General features: G+C 45.5%; 13 protein-coding genes. 4 read left to right on the top strand and 9 right to left on the bottom strand.

All coding sequences use genetic code 11. The features are described from left to right. Nucleotides 1-77 precede the first annotated feature (77 nt). The gene (locus LJ707_RS13470; RefSeq protein WP_228951803.1) at nucleotides 78-974 is read left to right on the top strand and encodes a diacylglycerol kinase family protein; all 897 of its coding nucleotides are present in this window, start codon (nucleotides 78-80) and stop codon (nucleotides 972-974) included. Between the two features lie 188 nt (nucleotides 975-1,162). Here LJ707_RS13470 and LJ707_RS13465 read toward each other — a convergent pair whose 3' ends face one another. The 7 genes from LJ707_RS13465 to LJ707_RS13435 form a co-directional block, all read right to left on the bottom strand. Continuing rightward, complete coding sequence (locus LJ707_RS13465) at nucleotides 1,163-2,563, bottom strand: outer membrane beta-barrel protein (protein ID WP_228951802.1); 1,401 nt, start codon at nucleotides 2,561-2,563, stop codon at nucleotides 1,163-1,165. Next, nucleotides 2,560-3,111 (bottom strand): RNA polymerase sigma factor, encoded by a 552-nt coding sequence (locus tag LJ707_RS13460; RefSeq protein WP_228951800.1) that lies wholly within the window; start codon nucleotides 3,109-3,111, stop codon nucleotides 2,560-2,562. Before LJ707_RS13460 ends, LJ707_RS13465 begins: the two co-directional genes overlap by 4 nt. Nucleotides 3,112-3,190: 79 nt before the next feature. Then, nucleotides 3,191-3,643: a hypothetical protein gene (locus LJ707_RS13455; RefSeq protein ID WP_228951798.1), complete on the bottom strand. Its 453-nt coding sequence runs from the start codon at nucleotides 3,641-3,643 to the stop codon at nucleotides 3,191-3,193. A gap of 65 nt (nucleotides 3,644-3,708) precedes the next feature. Continuing rightward, nucleotides 3,709-4,512, bottom strand: a complete 804-nt coding sequence (gene mazG / locus LJ707_RS13450; protein ID WP_228951796.1) for a nucleoside triphosphate pyrophosphohydrolase — start codon at nucleotides 4,510-4,512, stop codon at nucleotides 3,709-3,711. A 134-nt stretch (nucleotides 4,513-4,646) separates the two neighbouring features. Next, nucleotides 4,647-5,375, bottom strand: coding sequence for a tRNA (5-methylaminomethyl-2-thiouridine)(34)-methyltransferase MnmD (gene mnmD / locus LJ707_RS13445; protein ID WP_228951794.1), 729 nt, complete (start codon nucleotides 5,373-5,375; stop codon nucleotides 4,647-4,649). A gap of 50 nt (nucleotides 5,376-5,425) precedes the next feature. After that, nucleotides 5,426-6,757, bottom strand: coding sequence for an MBL fold metallo-hydrolase (locus LJ707_RS13440; RefSeq protein ID WP_228951792.1), 1,332 nt, complete (start codon nucleotides 6,755-6,757; stop codon nucleotides 5,426-5,428). A gap of 418 nt (nucleotides 6,758-7,175) precedes the next feature. Next, entirely contained in the window at nucleotides 7,176-9,224 is a 2,049-nt protein-coding gene (locus tag LJ707_RS13435; protein ID WP_228951790.1) for a M13 family metallopeptidase, read from the bottom strand. 380 nt (nucleotides 9,225-9,604) lie between these two features. Between LJ707_RS13435 and LJ707_RS13430 the strand changes: the two genes are divergently transcribed. Beyond that, complete coding sequence (locus LJ707_RS13430) at nucleotides 9,605-12,346, top strand: valine--tRNA ligase (RefSeq protein WP_228951788.1); 2,742 nt, start codon at nucleotides 9,605-9,607, stop codon at nucleotides 12,344-12,346. Nucleotides 12,347-12,425: 79 nt separating this feature from the next. Beyond that, nucleotides 12,426-14,225, top strand: a complete 1,800-nt coding sequence (locus tag LJ707_RS13425) for an ATP-binding protein (protein ID WP_228951785.1) — start codon at nucleotides 12,426-12,428, stop codon at nucleotides 14,223-14,225. On the opposite strand, the gene LJ707_RS13420 is transcribed toward LJ707_RS13425, so the two are convergent. Beyond that, nucleotides 14,222-14,680: a type I restriction enzyme HsdR N-terminal domain-containing protein gene (locus LJ707_RS13420; RefSeq protein WP_228951783.1), complete on the bottom strand. Its 459-nt coding sequence runs from the start codon at nucleotides 14,678-14,680 to the stop codon at nucleotides 14,222-14,224. The genes LJ707_RS13425 and LJ707_RS13420 overlap by 4 nt on opposite strands. A 122-nt stretch (nucleotides 14,681-14,802) precedes the next feature. Between LJ707_RS13420 and holA the strand changes: the two genes are divergently transcribed. Further along, nucleotides 14,803-15,825, top strand: coding sequence for a DNA polymerase III subunit delta (gene holA, locus LJ707_RS13415; RefSeq protein ID WP_228951781.1), 1,023 nt, complete (start codon nucleotides 14,803-14,805; stop codon nucleotides 15,823-15,825). A gap of 11 nt (nucleotides 15,826-15,836) precedes the next feature. Here holA and LJ707_RS13410 read toward each other — a convergent pair whose 3' ends face one another. Continuing rightward, on the bottom strand, nucleotides 15,837-16,037 hold the full coding sequence (locus LJ707_RS13410) for a hypothetical protein (protein WP_228951779.1): 201 nt from the start codon (nucleotides 16,035-16,037) through the stop codon (nucleotides 15,837-15,839). Nucleotides 16,038-16,163: the final 126 nt, after the last annotated feature.

The raw sequence follows: 16,163 nt of genomic DNA, 5'->3' as shown, positions 1-16,163 counted from the left end.
TTTAACAGTTAGTTTATTATTTCAACCACAAAACAAAAAGGATGTTTTAATTGATTGTATTTTAAACATACTTACCGATGCCAAAAGCAAAGCTGTTGCACAACCCCAGAGCGGGCGATAAAGACCACTCGAAAGAGAATTTAATTAAGCTGATAGATGACGCCGGGTTTAACCCCGACTATGCCTCGATAAAGGAAGAAGGCTGGGAACAGATAACACCTGATACTGATATGGTAGTTATTGTGGGCGGCGATGGCACTGTACGCAAAGCGGCCAAAGCGATACTGAAAACAGATATGCACTGCCCCTACCTGATAGGGTTGCTGCCTTTTGGCACGGCCAACAATATTGCCAAAACATTAAAGATACATGGCGATATTAAGGACATTGTACAATCGTGGCATAACAAAAAAACCGCGCCATTTGATGTTACCTATGTTAGCGGCCTTGAGCAGCCGGTATTGTTTTTGGAAGGTTTTGGATACGGCATTTTTCCGCAGTTGATGAAAGACATGAAGCTGCTTGACAAGAAAGAATTGGACACACCTGAAAAAGAATTAAAAAAGGCGCTTGAGGTTTTAAAGGAGATCGTACTAAATTATGAAGGCCGGGAATGTATTATTACGGTTGATGATGAAACCATAAGCGGCTGTTACCTGCTGGTTGAGGCCATGAATATTTGCTCCATCGGCCCTAACCTGCATCTGGCACCTGCCGCCCAACCCGGCGATGGCCTGCTTGAACTGGTTTTATTGCCCGAAAAACAACGCCGACAGTTTGCCGACCATTTGCAGCACCTGATAGATGGGAATGACTGTCCTGACTTTCCTTATCAAACCCATACCGGTAAAAGCATTACCCTGAAATGGATGGGGACAGACCTGCACGCCGATGATGAATTACTGGAATACCAGCATCCCGCTAAGGTTAGCTTAGCTATAAAACCAGGCTTAATGGAGTTTTTGGTGCCCTAACCTGCATATACCCGGTAGTAGGTATTTTTTAAAACTAATATTAGTTATAGCTTTAGGGAATATCAGCACCTTAACCATATCCTTTAATAAGGCATCGGCCGGCAGGCTGTATGCTTAAACAACAAAGCAGAAGTACCAATGCACGCTTGCATCAGTACTTCTGCTTTGTTGTTTATAATTTGTTTGAATTACTTTTTTCCTGTCTGAAAATTCAGTTTCAGGTTGATGCCACCGGCACCAAATTTGATCTGCTGGGCACCAAGGCCATCAAGCGGGTATTTAACAAAAGGCTCAATAACCAGCCTGTTACTTTTGCCCAGCGGATAGCCGATACCAAAGGCCACATTCAGCGTTTTTGCGAAATAAAAGTTACCAACGCCCTGCTCAATTTTCTCGTTAACTACCCTGCTATCACGCCCGGATATAGATGAGTAGTTATATCTGTAGTTATAATTTTGATTAAGAAATGTACCCGAGCTTAAACCTGCCGATATATAAGTATCGCTCTTATCCGGATTAAACTCGTATTTCAGGTTAACCGGTATATCAAGCCCCATCAAACTGGCGTTGTAATTTTGCAATTCAGGCGCGGCTATCGAGGTGTTGAAACCCTTTTCATCAGTAGCTTTTATAGAATTACCTACCGCAGAAGCATCAAAAGCTACGGCAGAAAGTTGAGTGGTATTATCAACATTGTAATTAAAGGAGTTTTGCGCGATAGATACCCCTGTTGATAGTTTGAGGTTTTTAGATAACCTGAAATCAGACGATACACCTGCACCCACATTTACGCGGTTATCGCTGCCTTTGGCATAGTTAACATAAGTAGCGGCATACACCCCAAAGTTTATCAGCTTATCACCCTTACGCTCCTGCTTTTTAGCGGCATTTTTAGCATAGTCGCGGGCAAACATATCATCCATTGAGGGTTTAGTGGCAACCGCCGGTTGTTTAACATCGGGCTGTATGGCAGCAGCAGTATTGTCCGGCTTTTCGGCAGGCACTGTAACGGCGGCTACATATTGCTGGTTAGCCGCCTGCGGACGCGGAGTACTGATCACACTGTCTTTTTTCCCCCTATTAACAGTTGATGCAATGCGGCTTGTGGCCACACTGTAGTTTTCAGCAGCTCCGCGCCTTGCCGCAGTTACAGCTTGTTCGGTTGGTTGGTAGCCGGCAGCGCCATCTAACGTTGGCTCAACAGGCTTAAAGCGTCCGGAAGCCTGATTATCAGCAATTTGCTCCCCGACGGCACCGTTATCAAATGGTTCGTTATTTTGTTTTTCCGTTGCCCGAGCTTCAACAGTTTTTTTGATGACTTGCTGTTGTGTTTTCTTAACCGGTTTTACAGCGGCTACCTGGTTATCCTGATCATTTTTATCAAACCTGATCCACAGGCCAAGGCCAAGGCACAGGAGTATAACCGCGGCGGCCGAAATCCACCACAACTTCATTACACCGCGGTTATGTGCCTGTGCCGGGAACCGCTCTCTGAGCAGCATCCAGCCCGCATCAGCTCCCGGGTCTTCGTAATTATCAAAAACCTCGCTGATGCGTTTTTTTAAGTCGTTATTAAGCTCTTCTTTCATAAGCCTTGCTCCTCCGTACTTAAAATTTTTCTCAGCCTCTCCTTCGCCCTGCTCAGGTAAACTCTCGAAGAGCTAACCGGTATATCTAACATCTTGCCGATCTCATCATGATTGTAGCCGTCTATCTCATACAAATTAAAGATGGTGCTTTGTATCTCGGGCAAATGGTTAAGCAGCTTTAAAATATCATCCGCGTTCAATTTGCCGATCACCGTAGCACCCTGACCTATTGGCGGCACTTCGTCAATGTCAGTATTCGCCATAAATTTCAAACCTTTTCTCCGCTGATCAATAGCGGTATTCACCACCACTGTTCGCAGCCAGGCCTTGAATGGCTTATCATCGTTATAAGTATGTATAGCGTTAAAAACTTTTATAAATGCGTCATTAACTACCTCTAATGCATCATCGCGGTTAATGCTGTACCTCAAACTAACACCCATAGCGTAGCCATAGAACTGCTTATATAGCACTTCCTGGTATCGTAGGCTGCCTTTTTTACATTGACTGATGAGCTCACTCTCAGTAATGCCCTTGGTTAGATGCATTAAACGCTTAGACTGATTAGTTGTGTGATACTCCCTTTGGGGGATAGTAAAGGTAACTAATAACACAATTAATTAGCCCTTAATTAGCCGTTTTCCTCAAATCGTATATCCAGCGTGTAGTGTCGGGTTGTGAGCCACGCGCTATTTGTAGTATAGTACCATTATAATAGTAGGCATAAATACCAACCAGGTGGTTACTTTTTGAAGTATCGGTATAAGTTTTATCAGTAAACCTGATAGCTGAATAATCGTAGGCGAAGTTACCGTTGCTGTTTTTGTGCACCTGGGTGCTGTCAGTACGTAGCGTGTATCCGCTATCAGCCTTTAAACGTAACGTTACAGGTATTTTTTTAGCAGTATCAAAACCTGTACCTGATGTTTTCTTCTTTAATTTATAGAAAGAGCCCTTAAAATTGCCTGTAAGTTCAGCAAGCGGGGTAACATCATTATCATTGTTCTTTAAACATCCGGTGCTTAATACACCAATAAGCAAGGCGCCTACGGCCATCACATTAGTCAGTTTTCTTTTCATTTTCCTTAAGCTTTTTTACCATTACGGCAGCTTAAAGTAAAACGATACACGCTAACGAAAAAAACTTACATTTTCTTGGCCTCGTTCCAAAAAACGTCCATTTCGGCCAGCGTCATGTCATGAAGTTTTTTGCCCTGCTCGTTAGCCTTGGTTTCGAGGTACTGAAAACGCTTTATGAATTTACGGTTGGTTTTTTCAAGGGCATCCTCGGGGTTAATGTTAATAAAGCGGGCGTAATTAATAAGGGAGAAAAGCACATCACCAAATTCACCTTCGGCCTTTTCATGATCAAAATCGCGGTCGTCCTCCGGGTTGAATTCCTGCTTAAATTCGCGCATCTCCTCTTCTACTTTTTCCCAAACCTGGCTTTTATCCTCCCAGTCAAAACCCACGCCGCGGGCTTTTTCCTGTATGCGGGATGCTTTTACCAGTGCCGGCAGCGATGCGGGCACGCCACCTAAAACCGATTTATTGCCTTCCTTTAATTTGATCTGCTCCCAGTTGCGCTTAACGGCGGCTTCGTCCTCAGCGGTTACATCACCATAAATGTGCGGGTGCCGGTTGATGAGCTTATCGCTGATGCTGTTCAGCACATCGGTAATATTAAAATCATTGGTTTCGGATGCTATGCGCGCGTAAAAAACCAGGTGCAGCATAATATCGCCCAGTTCCTTTTTTACCTCCTGCAAATCGCCGCTTAGTATAGCGTCCGAAAGCTCGTAAGTTTCCTCAATGGTAAGGTGCCTGATGCTCTCGATGGTTTGCTTTTTGTCCCACGGGCAATTCTCCCGCAGATCATCCATTATTTTCAGCAAACGTTCAAAAGCTACGGTTGACGTAGCACCGGTAACAGGCGGAGTTAAAGGCATAATGCTTTGTTTTGGGCAAAGGTAGTTCCTTATTTCGGATTTCGAATTTTTCTTTATTTCGAATTTCGGATGTTCAATTTCGAATTTATGTTTTACAGTTCAGGGTTTATAATTTAGAGTTTAGTAATTAGATTTTAGAATTTGTCCTTCACCGCCCTCAGCATCTCCCTCTTTCCGGGCGCACCGGGTGCTTTTTCAACCTTTAGGCCGAGGGCTTTGATGCTGCGTTTCAGGTTACCGGTAATGGCATAGGTAACAAATACACCGCCGGGTTTCAAAAATTGCAGGGTGTGGGCAATGGCCGTTTCGTCCCACATTTCGGGTTGGTGTACGGCCGCGAAGGCATCAAAATAAATCACATCAAATTGCTTCGGCGATGTAAAATCAAGCAGTTTGGTATAGGCAATTTCGAGGGAACAGTAGTCGTTTAATTTTTCCTCGCCTGTTAAGGCATTGGCATAAGCGCCGGTAAACTGCTGCCATAACACAGGCGAGCAATAGGCATCATAACCGGTTTGCTCTAACAATTCCTGCGTTAGCGGATAGGCCTCAATGCCGGTATAATCAAGTTTTATCTGCTTCGCGAAGCAATAATCTGCAGTCAATAAAAAGTTCAATCCCGTACCAAAACCCACCTCAAGCACGGATACTTCTTTTACATCTTCGCCTGCCAAAAAATAACGTAGTCCGGAGTTCAAAAAAACATGCTGGCTCTCCTGCAAAGCGCCATGTTTTGAATGGTAATTCTCGCCCACGGCAGGGTTATAAATGGTTTTGGAGCCATCGGCAGTGGTGACAAGTTGTAAGACCTCACCCCGACCCTCTCCAAAGGAGAGGGAGTTTTGCTTTTCCTGATTATTCATAACTGTATTATTATAACGTCCTCCCTATCGGGGAGGATTTAGGAGGGGTTTTATTTCAGAAGGGCTTTTATTGCTTCCCCATAATCAAACACCGGGGTATTAGTTACAGCGGCTTCAATAATGCTGCTTGCCGCGGCCGAGCGGTAGCCTGCCGCGCAGTGTACTACAATGGGTTTGCCGGTTGGTATCTCGTTTACGCGTTCGCGCAATTCGGGCAGCGGTATGTTAATAGCGCTTTCAAACACCTTGCCTTTGGCGGTTTCGCCGGTGTTGCGTACGTCAACAATGGTGTAATTGTTTTGGTTAGCTACAAGGTCATCAGTAAAATCAGCATCTTGTATATGTTCGCCTTTCAATTGAGTTGAAGCGGCTTTGATATTCTTTTCGTACCCTATTTTAGCCGCCTTGGCAACGGCTTCGTTAATACAATGCTCGCTGGCAGCAATTAAATAGAATTGTTCATCAGGCGCCACTATGGAGCCCAGCCACGTTTCAAACTTTTCGCCATCCTGTAAATTGACAGCTCCGGATAAATGCCCGTTCTTGAATTGTTTGGCGGGGCGGCTGTCTATTATCAGAACGCCTTTTTCAACGCTTACGCTTTCAACTACCTTAACGGCATCAATGCCTTGTTTAAATGCAGGTGCGCCGCTTTTGTTAGTTTCTACATCGTACCCGAAATATTTAGGTACAAAGGGCTGATCGGCAATCAGGAGCTCCACAAATTCCGCTTCTTCCATGGGTTGCAGGGCGTAGTTCTCGCGCAATTCGCGGCCGATGGTACTTTGCAGATCGGCGCTCATGTTTTTACCGCACAATGACCCGGGGCCATGCGCGGGGTAAACAATTACATCCTTACGCAACGGCATCAGCTTATGGCGGGTGGTATGGAACATCCGTCGGGCCAGTTCTTCCTTTTTAGCGGTGATATTGCCTGCACTCTCGCGCAGATCGGGCCTGCCAACATCGCCTACAAAAAGGGTATCGCCGGTAAATATGGCGGCATCCTTACCATTTTCATCCTCTACCAAAATACAAATGGAATCAGGCGAGTGGCCGGGCGTGTTAATGGCTTTCAGTTTAATATCCGCCAGATCAATTATATCGCCATCATCAAAAGTTTCGTGCGGGTATTCGGCACCGGCCAGTTTGCTTATATAAACCGTAGCACCGGTTGTTTGATGGATCTCCAGGTGCGAGCTTACAAAATCAGCATGAAGATGCGTTTCAATAACACCTACTATTTCGGCTTCGTGCAACGAGGCAAGGTCATAATACTGCTGCGGATTGCGGGCGGGATCAATAACCACCATTTTGCCGGCGCGGATAACACCATACGAGGCATGGGCCAGGCCCTTGTCATAAAATTGATTGATGAACATAGTCGGCGCAAAGATAAGGTACCCCTCCTAAATCCTCCCCAATGGGGAGGACTTTTTTATTTTTCTTGTTGAGCCCTCCCTTTTGGAAGAATTACCACCCTAACCCTGTCATTTCGAGCGGTAGCGAGAAATCCGCCTGCGTTTATAGCAAAGCGACAGATTTCTCCTCGTACCTCGTCGAAATGACATTTTTAAAAAATAGTCCACCACCATGTCATTTCGAGCGATAGCGAGAAATCCGCCTGCGTTTATAGCAAAGCGACGGATTTCTCCTCGTACCTCGTCGAAATGACATTTAAAAGAATTAGGTGCGACCCCCCAACCTGTCATTTCGAGCAGTAGCGAGAAATCTGCCTGCGTTCATAGCAAAGCGACGGATTTCTCCTTGTACTTCGTCGAAATGACATAAAAAAAAGGTTTACCAGATCTTCGCCCTGTCCTCCGGTTTTTTGTACATCTTATCGCCGGGTTGCACGTTGAATGCTTTGTACCAGGCATCAATATTAGTTAACGGCGCGTTGGTACGATGCTCTTCAGGCGAGTGCGGATCGGTCAGGATGCGCTGGGCGGCGGTTTCGGCCAACTGCTTGCTGCGCCATACCTGCGCCCACGACAGGAAGAAACGCTGATCGGGCGTGAAGCCGTCAATCTTTTCGCCACCCTGGCCTTGTTTGGTTTTTTTCCAGGCATCGTAAGCAATGCTTAAACCGCCTAAGTCAGCCAGGTTTTCGCCAAGCGTAAGCCTGCCGTTTACGTGCATGGTATCTAATACGGTAAGCGCGTTGTACTGCTCAACCACCTTATCGCTGCGTTGCTTGAATTTTTCGGCATCAGCGGCGGTCCACCAATCGCGCAGGGTACCATCGGCATCATATTTACGGCCCTGATCGTCAAAACCATGAGTAATTTCATGCCCGATAACTGCGCCTATACCACCATAGTTAATGGCATCATCGGCCTTAAAATCAAAAAACGGAAAGCGCAATATCCCGGCAGGGAAAACAATCTCGTTATTTACCGAATTGTAATATGCGTTTACGGTTGGCGGTGTCATGCCCCAGCGGGTTTTGTCAACCGGTTTGCCCAGGCGGGTAACCATATAATTATATCGCCATACCGAAATATTACGCAGATTACCGGCATAATCATTACGGCTTATGTTCAGGCCATCATACGTTTGCCATTTGTCCGGGTAGCCAATTTTAACGGTAAAGGCATTCAGCTTTTTAAGCGCGCGGGCCTTTGTTTCGTCGCTCATCCAATCCAGGTTTTTAATATGCTCGGCATAGGCAACTTTAAGGTTGTTCACCAACTGTTCCATATATTGCTTTGCCGCGGCCGGAAAGTATTTGGCTACATATAGCTGGCCTAACAACTCACCCAGGCTACCATCAACCAGTGCCGACATACGCTCACTGCGCGGCGCCTGCACCTTTTGGCCGGTAAGCACACTGTTAAAATCAAAGCCGGCCTTTACAAACGGCGAGCTTAATGAGCCTGCCGCGCCTTTAAGTATATTCCATTTCAGATACACCTTCAGGTCGGCAATCGGCGTAGCGGTTAGTAATGAATCAACCGTTTTTATGAATGCCGGGTTTGATATCAGCAGCGAGTCCTGTCCCGGAGTTTTTAGCTTTGGCAGCAACTCAACCCAGTTAAGGCCTGGGGTGGTTTTGCTGAATGCAGCTACCGTAAATTTATTGTAGGTAGCATTCGGGTCGCGCATGGCCACACGGGTAAGCTGGGCGTTGGCCAAAGTTTTTTCGGCTTGCCAGATGATGGCCGCGTTATTTTCGGCAACATCCGCAGGCGTACCCGTCAGGGTAAATAACTGAACAATGTATTTTTTATACGCATCCTGTATCTTTTGGGTACGGGCATCGCTTTTCAGGTAATAATCACGATCAGGCAAAGTAATGCCGCCCTGGCCCAGGCTAACAATGTATTTGGTGGGGTTCTTTGAATCCTGCCCCACGCCAAAGCCAAACAACGGACTGCCTAAACCATTAACACGCTGATAAACCAGTTCATTAACCACACCCTGTATCGAGGCTATCTTATCAATACGTTTCAGGTCTGTTTTAATAGGAGTATAACCCTTCTTTTCAATGGCGATGCTATCCATAGCACTGGCATACAGGTCGCCGGTGCGTTGCTTTATACTGCCTTTAGGGTTATCGGGCGTTTTACTTACCTCATCCAGTATACTGATGAGCTTATCGGTACTCTCCTGCCTCAGCATAATAAAACTACCCCAGCGGGTTTGCTTGGCAGGTATCTCATTATGTTTTACCCAGCCGCCGTTGGCATATTCAAAAAAGTCATCACCGGGTTTAACGGCGGTGTCCATATTTTGAGTATCAATAAATTTTTGAGGTGGATTATTGTCAGCGCCACTTTGAGCAAATGTGGCGGTATTGGCGCATAGCACTGCCGGGAGCGCTAAACTCAGGTATTTTAATTTCATGTTAGTCAGTTAATATGAAATTAAAGTTAAGTAAATGCAGGTTAATATCGCAATTACTATTAACGGTTGAACCAGTTAACCAGAACTTCAAGTCCCGACTTTTTTAACAACTCGTGCACAAACCTATTGAACGACAGTGTTTTCATGCTGATCAAAACTTATGTACTATGTATAACTGCGTAATTGTAAAATTATTGTTCTTGTGGTCATTTGGCATTGGTCATTTGTCATTAGTACTTAGCAAAATGGCTTTTATTGTTCAACATTAAAACAATAAGTAAGAACAAATGCCCAATGACAACTGACTAATGACCACTCCCCCAATGACTATTGACAAATGACCACTGACAATAACCGCAGGATTATTATTTTTGCAGCCTATGAGTAAATATCAGCCGCAGGAATTTGAAGATAAATGGTATAGCTACTGGTTGCAGCAGCAGTTTTTTAAATCGGTACCCGACGAGCGCGAGCCTTACACTATTGTGATACCTCCGCCAAACGTTACCGGTGTGCTGCATATGGGCCACATGCTTAACAATACCATTCAGGATGTGCTGATACGCCGCGCCCGCATGAAAGGCAAGAACGCCTGCTGGGTACCGGGCACCGATCATGCCAGTATTGCTACCGAAGCCAAAGTAGTGGCTATGCTTAAAGAAAAAGGCATCAGCAAAAAAGACCTTACCCGCGACGAGTTTTTAAAATACGCCTGGGAGTGGAAAGAAAAATACGGCGGCATCATTTTAGAACAGCTTAAAAAACTGGGCGCATCATGCGATTGGGACCGCACCGCTTTCACTATGGACCCGCACATGAGCGAGGCCGTTATTGATACTTTTATTGATCTGTACAAAAAAGGCTGGATATACCGCGGCGTGCGCATGGTTAACTGGGACCCGCAAGGTAAAACCGCCGTTAGCGACGAGGAAGTTATCCGCAAAGAGGTAAACCAGAAGCTGTATTATATCAAGTATTTTTTGAGTCCGGAAGACGGGAAGTCCGGAAGTCAGAAAGACGGAAGTGAAGTAGAAAAGCCACAGGTTGTAATTGGTGATGATGAGAAACAAGAAGTAATTTCTGTTGAACAGGAGCTGCTTTCGGACTTACCGACTTCCGGACTTACGGACTTCTTAACCATCGCCACCACCCGCCCGGAAACCATTATGGCTGATAGCGCTATCTGTATCAACCCGAATGATGAGCGATACACGCATCTGCATGGCAAAAAGGTATTGATACCACTTATTAACCGCGAGATACCGGTAATATTGGATGAGTATGTAGATATGGAATTTGGTACCGGATGCTTAAAAGTAACCCCGGCGCACGATTTGAACGACTACCAGTTGGGCCAAAAGCACAACCTGCCGGTAATTGATATATTAAACGATGACGGCACGCTGAACGAAAGCGCGCAGATACTGGTTGGTACAGACCGCTTTGCCGCCCGTAAAAAAATCGCTGTTTTGTTAGAGGAAGCCGGATCATTAGCTAAAACCGAGGATTATAAATCGCAGATAGGTTTTTCGGAGCGTACGGATGCCGTTATCGAGCCAAAGCTGTCTATGCAGTGGTTTTGTAAAATGAGCGAAATGGCTAAACCCGCGCTTGATGTGGTACTGAATGGCGAGGTTAAGCTGATTCCCGAAAAATTCACTAACACGTACCGCCACTGGATGGAGAACGTGAAGGATTGGAACATCAGTCGCCAGCTTTGGTGGGGCCAGCGCATCCCGGCCTGGTACAATGAAAATAACGAGTGGGTAGTTGCCAAAACCGAAGAGGAAGCAAAGGCTGAGTTTGAAAAAGCAGGCTTAACTTATACAGCGCTTCGCCAGGAGGATGATGTGGTTGATACCTGGTTTTCGTCATGGTTATGGCCAATATCGGTATTCAACGGCATTGCCGAACCTGATAACGAGGAGATAAACTACTACTACCCTACTAACGATTTGGTTACCGCGCCGGAGATCCTGTTCTTTTGGGTGGCGCGTATGATCATGGCAGGCATTGAATGGCGTAAGGAAGTACCTTTTCGCAATGTGTACCTTACCGGTATTGTGCGCGATAAGCTGGGCCGCAAAATGTCAAAATCATTAGGCAATTCGCCCGATCCGCTTGACCTGATCAAGAAATATGGCGCTGATGGCGTACGCGTAGGTATGTTGTTATGCTCACCTGCCGGTAACGATTTAATGTTCGATGAATCATACTGCGAGCAGGGCCGTAACTTTGGCAACAAGATATGGAACGCCTTTCGCCTGGTAAAAGGCTGGGAAGTTGATGATAGCCTGCCATGCCCTAATACTACTTCTATAGAGTGGTTTAACAGCCGTTTTAACCAGGCACTTGCCGAAATTGAGGACAACTTTGCGCAGTACCGTTTAAACGAGGCGCTGATGGCTACCTATAAACTGGTGTGGGATGATTTCTGCGCCTGGTACCTTGAAATGATTAAACCCGCCTATCAGCAACCGGTAGACAGGCAAACCTACAAGGTTACTATCGGATACTTTGAGAATATTTTGAAAATACTTCATCCGTTTATGCCTTTTACTACTGAAGAATTGTGGCACGATGATTTATTTGGCGAACGTGGGGAAAACGACTGTTGCATTGTGGCGCAAATGCCAAGTTATGGGGAAGTAAATACACAGTTGATTAACGACATCGAAGTTATAAAATCAATTATTGGGCAAGTACGAAACATCAGGAGCAAAAATCAGCTATCCCCTAAAGAAAGTTTACAACTTATAGGAAAAATAAACTCAGGTATCAGCTATAATGCGTACGCCGGGGTTATCCAAAAGCTTGCCAATGTTGGCGAGCTAACTTATGCTGATACCAAAGTTAGCGGTGCAGTGGCTTTTATGGCACATACCGATGAGTTTTTTGTACCGCTTGAACTAAACGTTGATGCCGATGCTGAAAAGGATCGTCTTGAAAAGGAAAAAGAATACCTGCTCGGCTTCCTTAAAAAAGTTAACGGCATGCTGAACAATGAAAAATTTGTTGCCAACGCCAAGCCCGAAATTATTGAAAACGAGCATCGCAAAAAGGCAGATGCCGAGGCAAAGCTGACCGTGGTTGAAGAAAGCCTTGCATCTTTGGCCAGCTAATTGCATTATAAATTAAACACGGGCCGTATAAACAGGTTTAGCTGCCTTGGCCCGTGTTTTTTTTGAATGGTGATTAGCAATGAGTAACCCGGCAGGCATTTTCAATTTTTCATTAAAACGTATACTTAACAGCGAGCAATCATTACTTGATCAGGCGCGAATAAAACTGCTTTATTACGGGCTTGTTTTTGTAGCCGTAGCCATGGTACTGCTGCTGGCCAGCATTAACCTTACGCATCAACCCGCCATTGCCATTACCTCAACAGCCCTGCTTGTAAGCGTGCTGGTAATGTTCAAATACCTCACTTATAAACCCGATTGGGCAAGCATATCGCATGGTATGCTTATTATAGGCTCCTTTATTACTCTTGGCAATGTATTCGTGATACTGCAGGATGTGAATATGATCACCGTGCAGATCATCATCCTTATCGTGGTATTCTCCTTTTACATGCTGGGCCATCGCTGGGGCATTTTTTATTCGCTGGCCAACCTGTTGCCTGTGCTGGGCTTTTTGGTTTTGCAATACAAAACCAGTTATATCATCAGTTTCAGGCCCGAAAAGATAGATCCCTCAACGATGATCATCTGCGTGTTCGCTAACTTTTTGCTTACCATATTTGTGATAAGCCATTTTTACAATGCCTTTGTTACCAATATGCGCCAGCTTAAAAACGTGGGCGACGAGCAATCGCAACTGAACAGCAAACTGGAGCTGGCCATGCAAAAGGCCGAAAAATCATCGCACGCCAAATCGGAGTTCCTGTCAACCATGTCGCACGAGATACGTACGCCGCTTAACGCGGTTATCGGCATGACCAATTTACTGCTGATGAACAGCCCCCGGCCCGATCAGAAAGAAAACCTTGACATACTGAAATTTTCGGCAGCTAACCTGCTTTCCATCGTTAATGATGTGCTGGACTTTAACAAGATTGAATCGGGCAAGGTATCCTTTGAGCATATCCGTATGGACCTTACCGATTTGCTTAATAACATTTGCGGCGGCTTTATTATCAAGGCCGAAGAAAAAGGCCTGCTGTTTAAGCTCGATATTGATAGCCGGCTTAAAAACAAGGTATTTTTTGGCGACCCTACCCGCATCACCCAAATTATTTTTAACCTGGTAAGCAATGCCATCAAATTTACCCAGCAGGGTAATGTTTGGGTACGCGCCACTTGCGTTGAGGACAGGCATAATACCAGTACCGTATTGTTTTCTGTTAAAGATACCGGCATCGGCATTGCCCAAAATAACCTTCAGGCCATATTTGAGCCCTTTGCGCAGGAGAATATTACCGTTACACGCCAGTACGGCGGCACCGGCCTTGGCCTGGCCATAGTAAAAAGACTGCTTGAATTGCAGGGCCTGCAGCTTAGCGTAAACAGCAAACCCGGTGTTGGCTCCGAGTTTTCGTTCAGTATGGCGTTTGAAACATCGACCGAGGCGGTTGAGGCTGCCGTGGCACCTAAACCCGTGCCTGATGCCAATGACCTTAGCCACCTGCAGGTACTGATAGCCGAAGACAATATTGTGAACGTAATGCTGATGAAAAAGCTGCTCTCTAAATGGAAGATAGTACCAACCATTGCCGAGAACGGCGCCATGGCCGTGCAAAAGCTGCAATACGGTAATTTTGATATTGTGCTGATGGATTTGCAAATGCCCGTGATGGATGGCTTTGAGGCTGCCCGCGAAATTCGCAGGCTTACCGATCCCAAAAAAGCTAATACCCCTATCATAGCGCTTACCGCGTCGGCATTGTTTGATATACAGGAGCAGGTTTACGCTTCGGGCATGAACAACTACGTATCAAAACCATTTAAACCCGAGGACCTGTTCGAGAAGATGCAGTCGCTCGTATCCATAGCCGGCTAAAGCTCATTAAACCCCGGCAGGTCGGCAATAAACCGGTAGCTGCCTTGCTCATGGTCAATACGGCAACAATAGTGTTGCAACCCGTTGGTAACGGCCAACAAGCTCACCCTATGCGCCATATTGTAGCGGGCTATCTGGTCAAACACCTTTTGATCAATACTTACCGATGGGGCCTTGCATTCCACCATTAAAATACGCTCGCCGTCGCGGTTAAATACCACAATATCGGTACGGCGGCTCATGCCGTTCAGTTTAAGGCCGCCCTCCAGCCGCATTAAGGCTTTGGGGTATTGCTTTTGATTAATGAGGTATTGCACAAAATGCTGCCGCACCCACTCCTCGGGCGTTATAATGATGGTTCGCTTACGCAACTCATCAAACAGGGTAAGCTGTCCGTTAGCTTCGGTAATTTTAAAGGGGTACGGAGGCAGGGCCAGCGGTTGCAGCAAACTCATATATCAACAATCACAAATAATTTAGCGCCGCAAGGTACAAAAACCTTTATAAGTAATTTTAAAATGCCCGCCCGTGCGCCTCGCCTTTGCCATTTGTATTATGTAATTTTGACCCATACGATATGACTGCTACTGATATTTTAAAGGACCTGAAAAACCGCAAGTTTAAGCCTGTATACCTGCTGCATGGCGAGGAACCTTATTATATTGACCTGATCAGCAATTATATTGAGCACCATGCCCTGCCCGCCGCCGAGCGTGGCTTTAACCAAACCGTGCTGTACGGTAAGGATACCGACATCATGACCGTGCTTAACGCCGCCAAGCGCTACCCCATGATGGCCGACTACCAGGTAGTTTTGGTAAAAGAAGCGCAGGAAATGAAGTGGGGCAAGGATGATGACGACAAAAAGCACATTAACCCCATACTGGCCTATCTTGAAAACCCGTTGCCAAGCACCATACTGGTGTTTTGCCATAAGTACGGCAAATTCGATAAGCGCAAAAAAACTTACAAGGCCATTGACAAGAACGGACTGGTATTTGAGTCGACAAGTTTGTATGATAATAAGATACCCGGCTGGATAGAGGGTTTTATACAAGAAAAAAACTATCGCATTAACCAGCAGGCTTCGGCCTTGCTGGCTGAGTACCTGGGTAACGACCTGTCAAAAATCGCTAACGAACTTGAAAAGCTGATGCTGAACGTGCCGCAAGGCGAAGAAATTACGCTGAAACACATTCAGGATAACATCGGCATCAGCAAGGAGTATAATGTATTTGAATTGCAGGCCGCCCTCGCCAAAAAGGATGTGCTGAAAACCAACCAGATCATCAACTACTTTGAGGCCAACCCCAAGGCCAACCCCATTGTACTGCTGTTTGGTAACCTTAACAACTACTTTAGCAAGGTGCTGGTGTACCACTATGTAAAAGATAAAAGCCCGCAAAATCTGGCCAAAGAAATGGGCGTGAACCCCTACTTTGTAAAGGATTACGAGCAAGCTGCCCGCAACTACAACTTTGCCAAAACCATGCAGATCATCGGCCTGCTGCGCGAGTATGACCTGAAAAGTAAAGGCGTAGAATCAAACCTGCCTCCCGGTGAATTGATGCGGGAGTTAATGTTTAAGATTTTGCATTGAGGGGATAACTGTTAGTTATCCGCAATAGCCTTGTCGTGTTTTATTATTTGCCCTGCTCCTATTGCAAGAAAAGAAATAAACATCGGGTATAACACAAAGAAGGTTGTGTGAGCTGCCGGTATCGAAAGTACCAAGGCAATAACAACATGAAAAATAGCCGTAACTATCACGCCTACTGTTCCTATAATAAAAAATGGATTCAAAGCTTTCATTATTACAAACATTATTAAATTTTAAAAAACTCAAGTTTTATAGTTGACCTTTATTTTATCGCCTCTTTTTGACACCTTTGGGCTTTAATTGTTACACACATGAACTACTGGTTAGTAAAAAGCGAA

Source organism: Mucilaginibacter sp. UR6-1 (assembly GCF_020880975.1).
Lineage (GTDB): Bacteria > Bacteroidota > Bacteroidia > Sphingobacteriales > Sphingobacteriaceae > Mucilaginibacter.
Note: the sequence above shows the minus strand (reverse complement) of the source record. Positions and strands in the feature narration are given on the sequence as shown.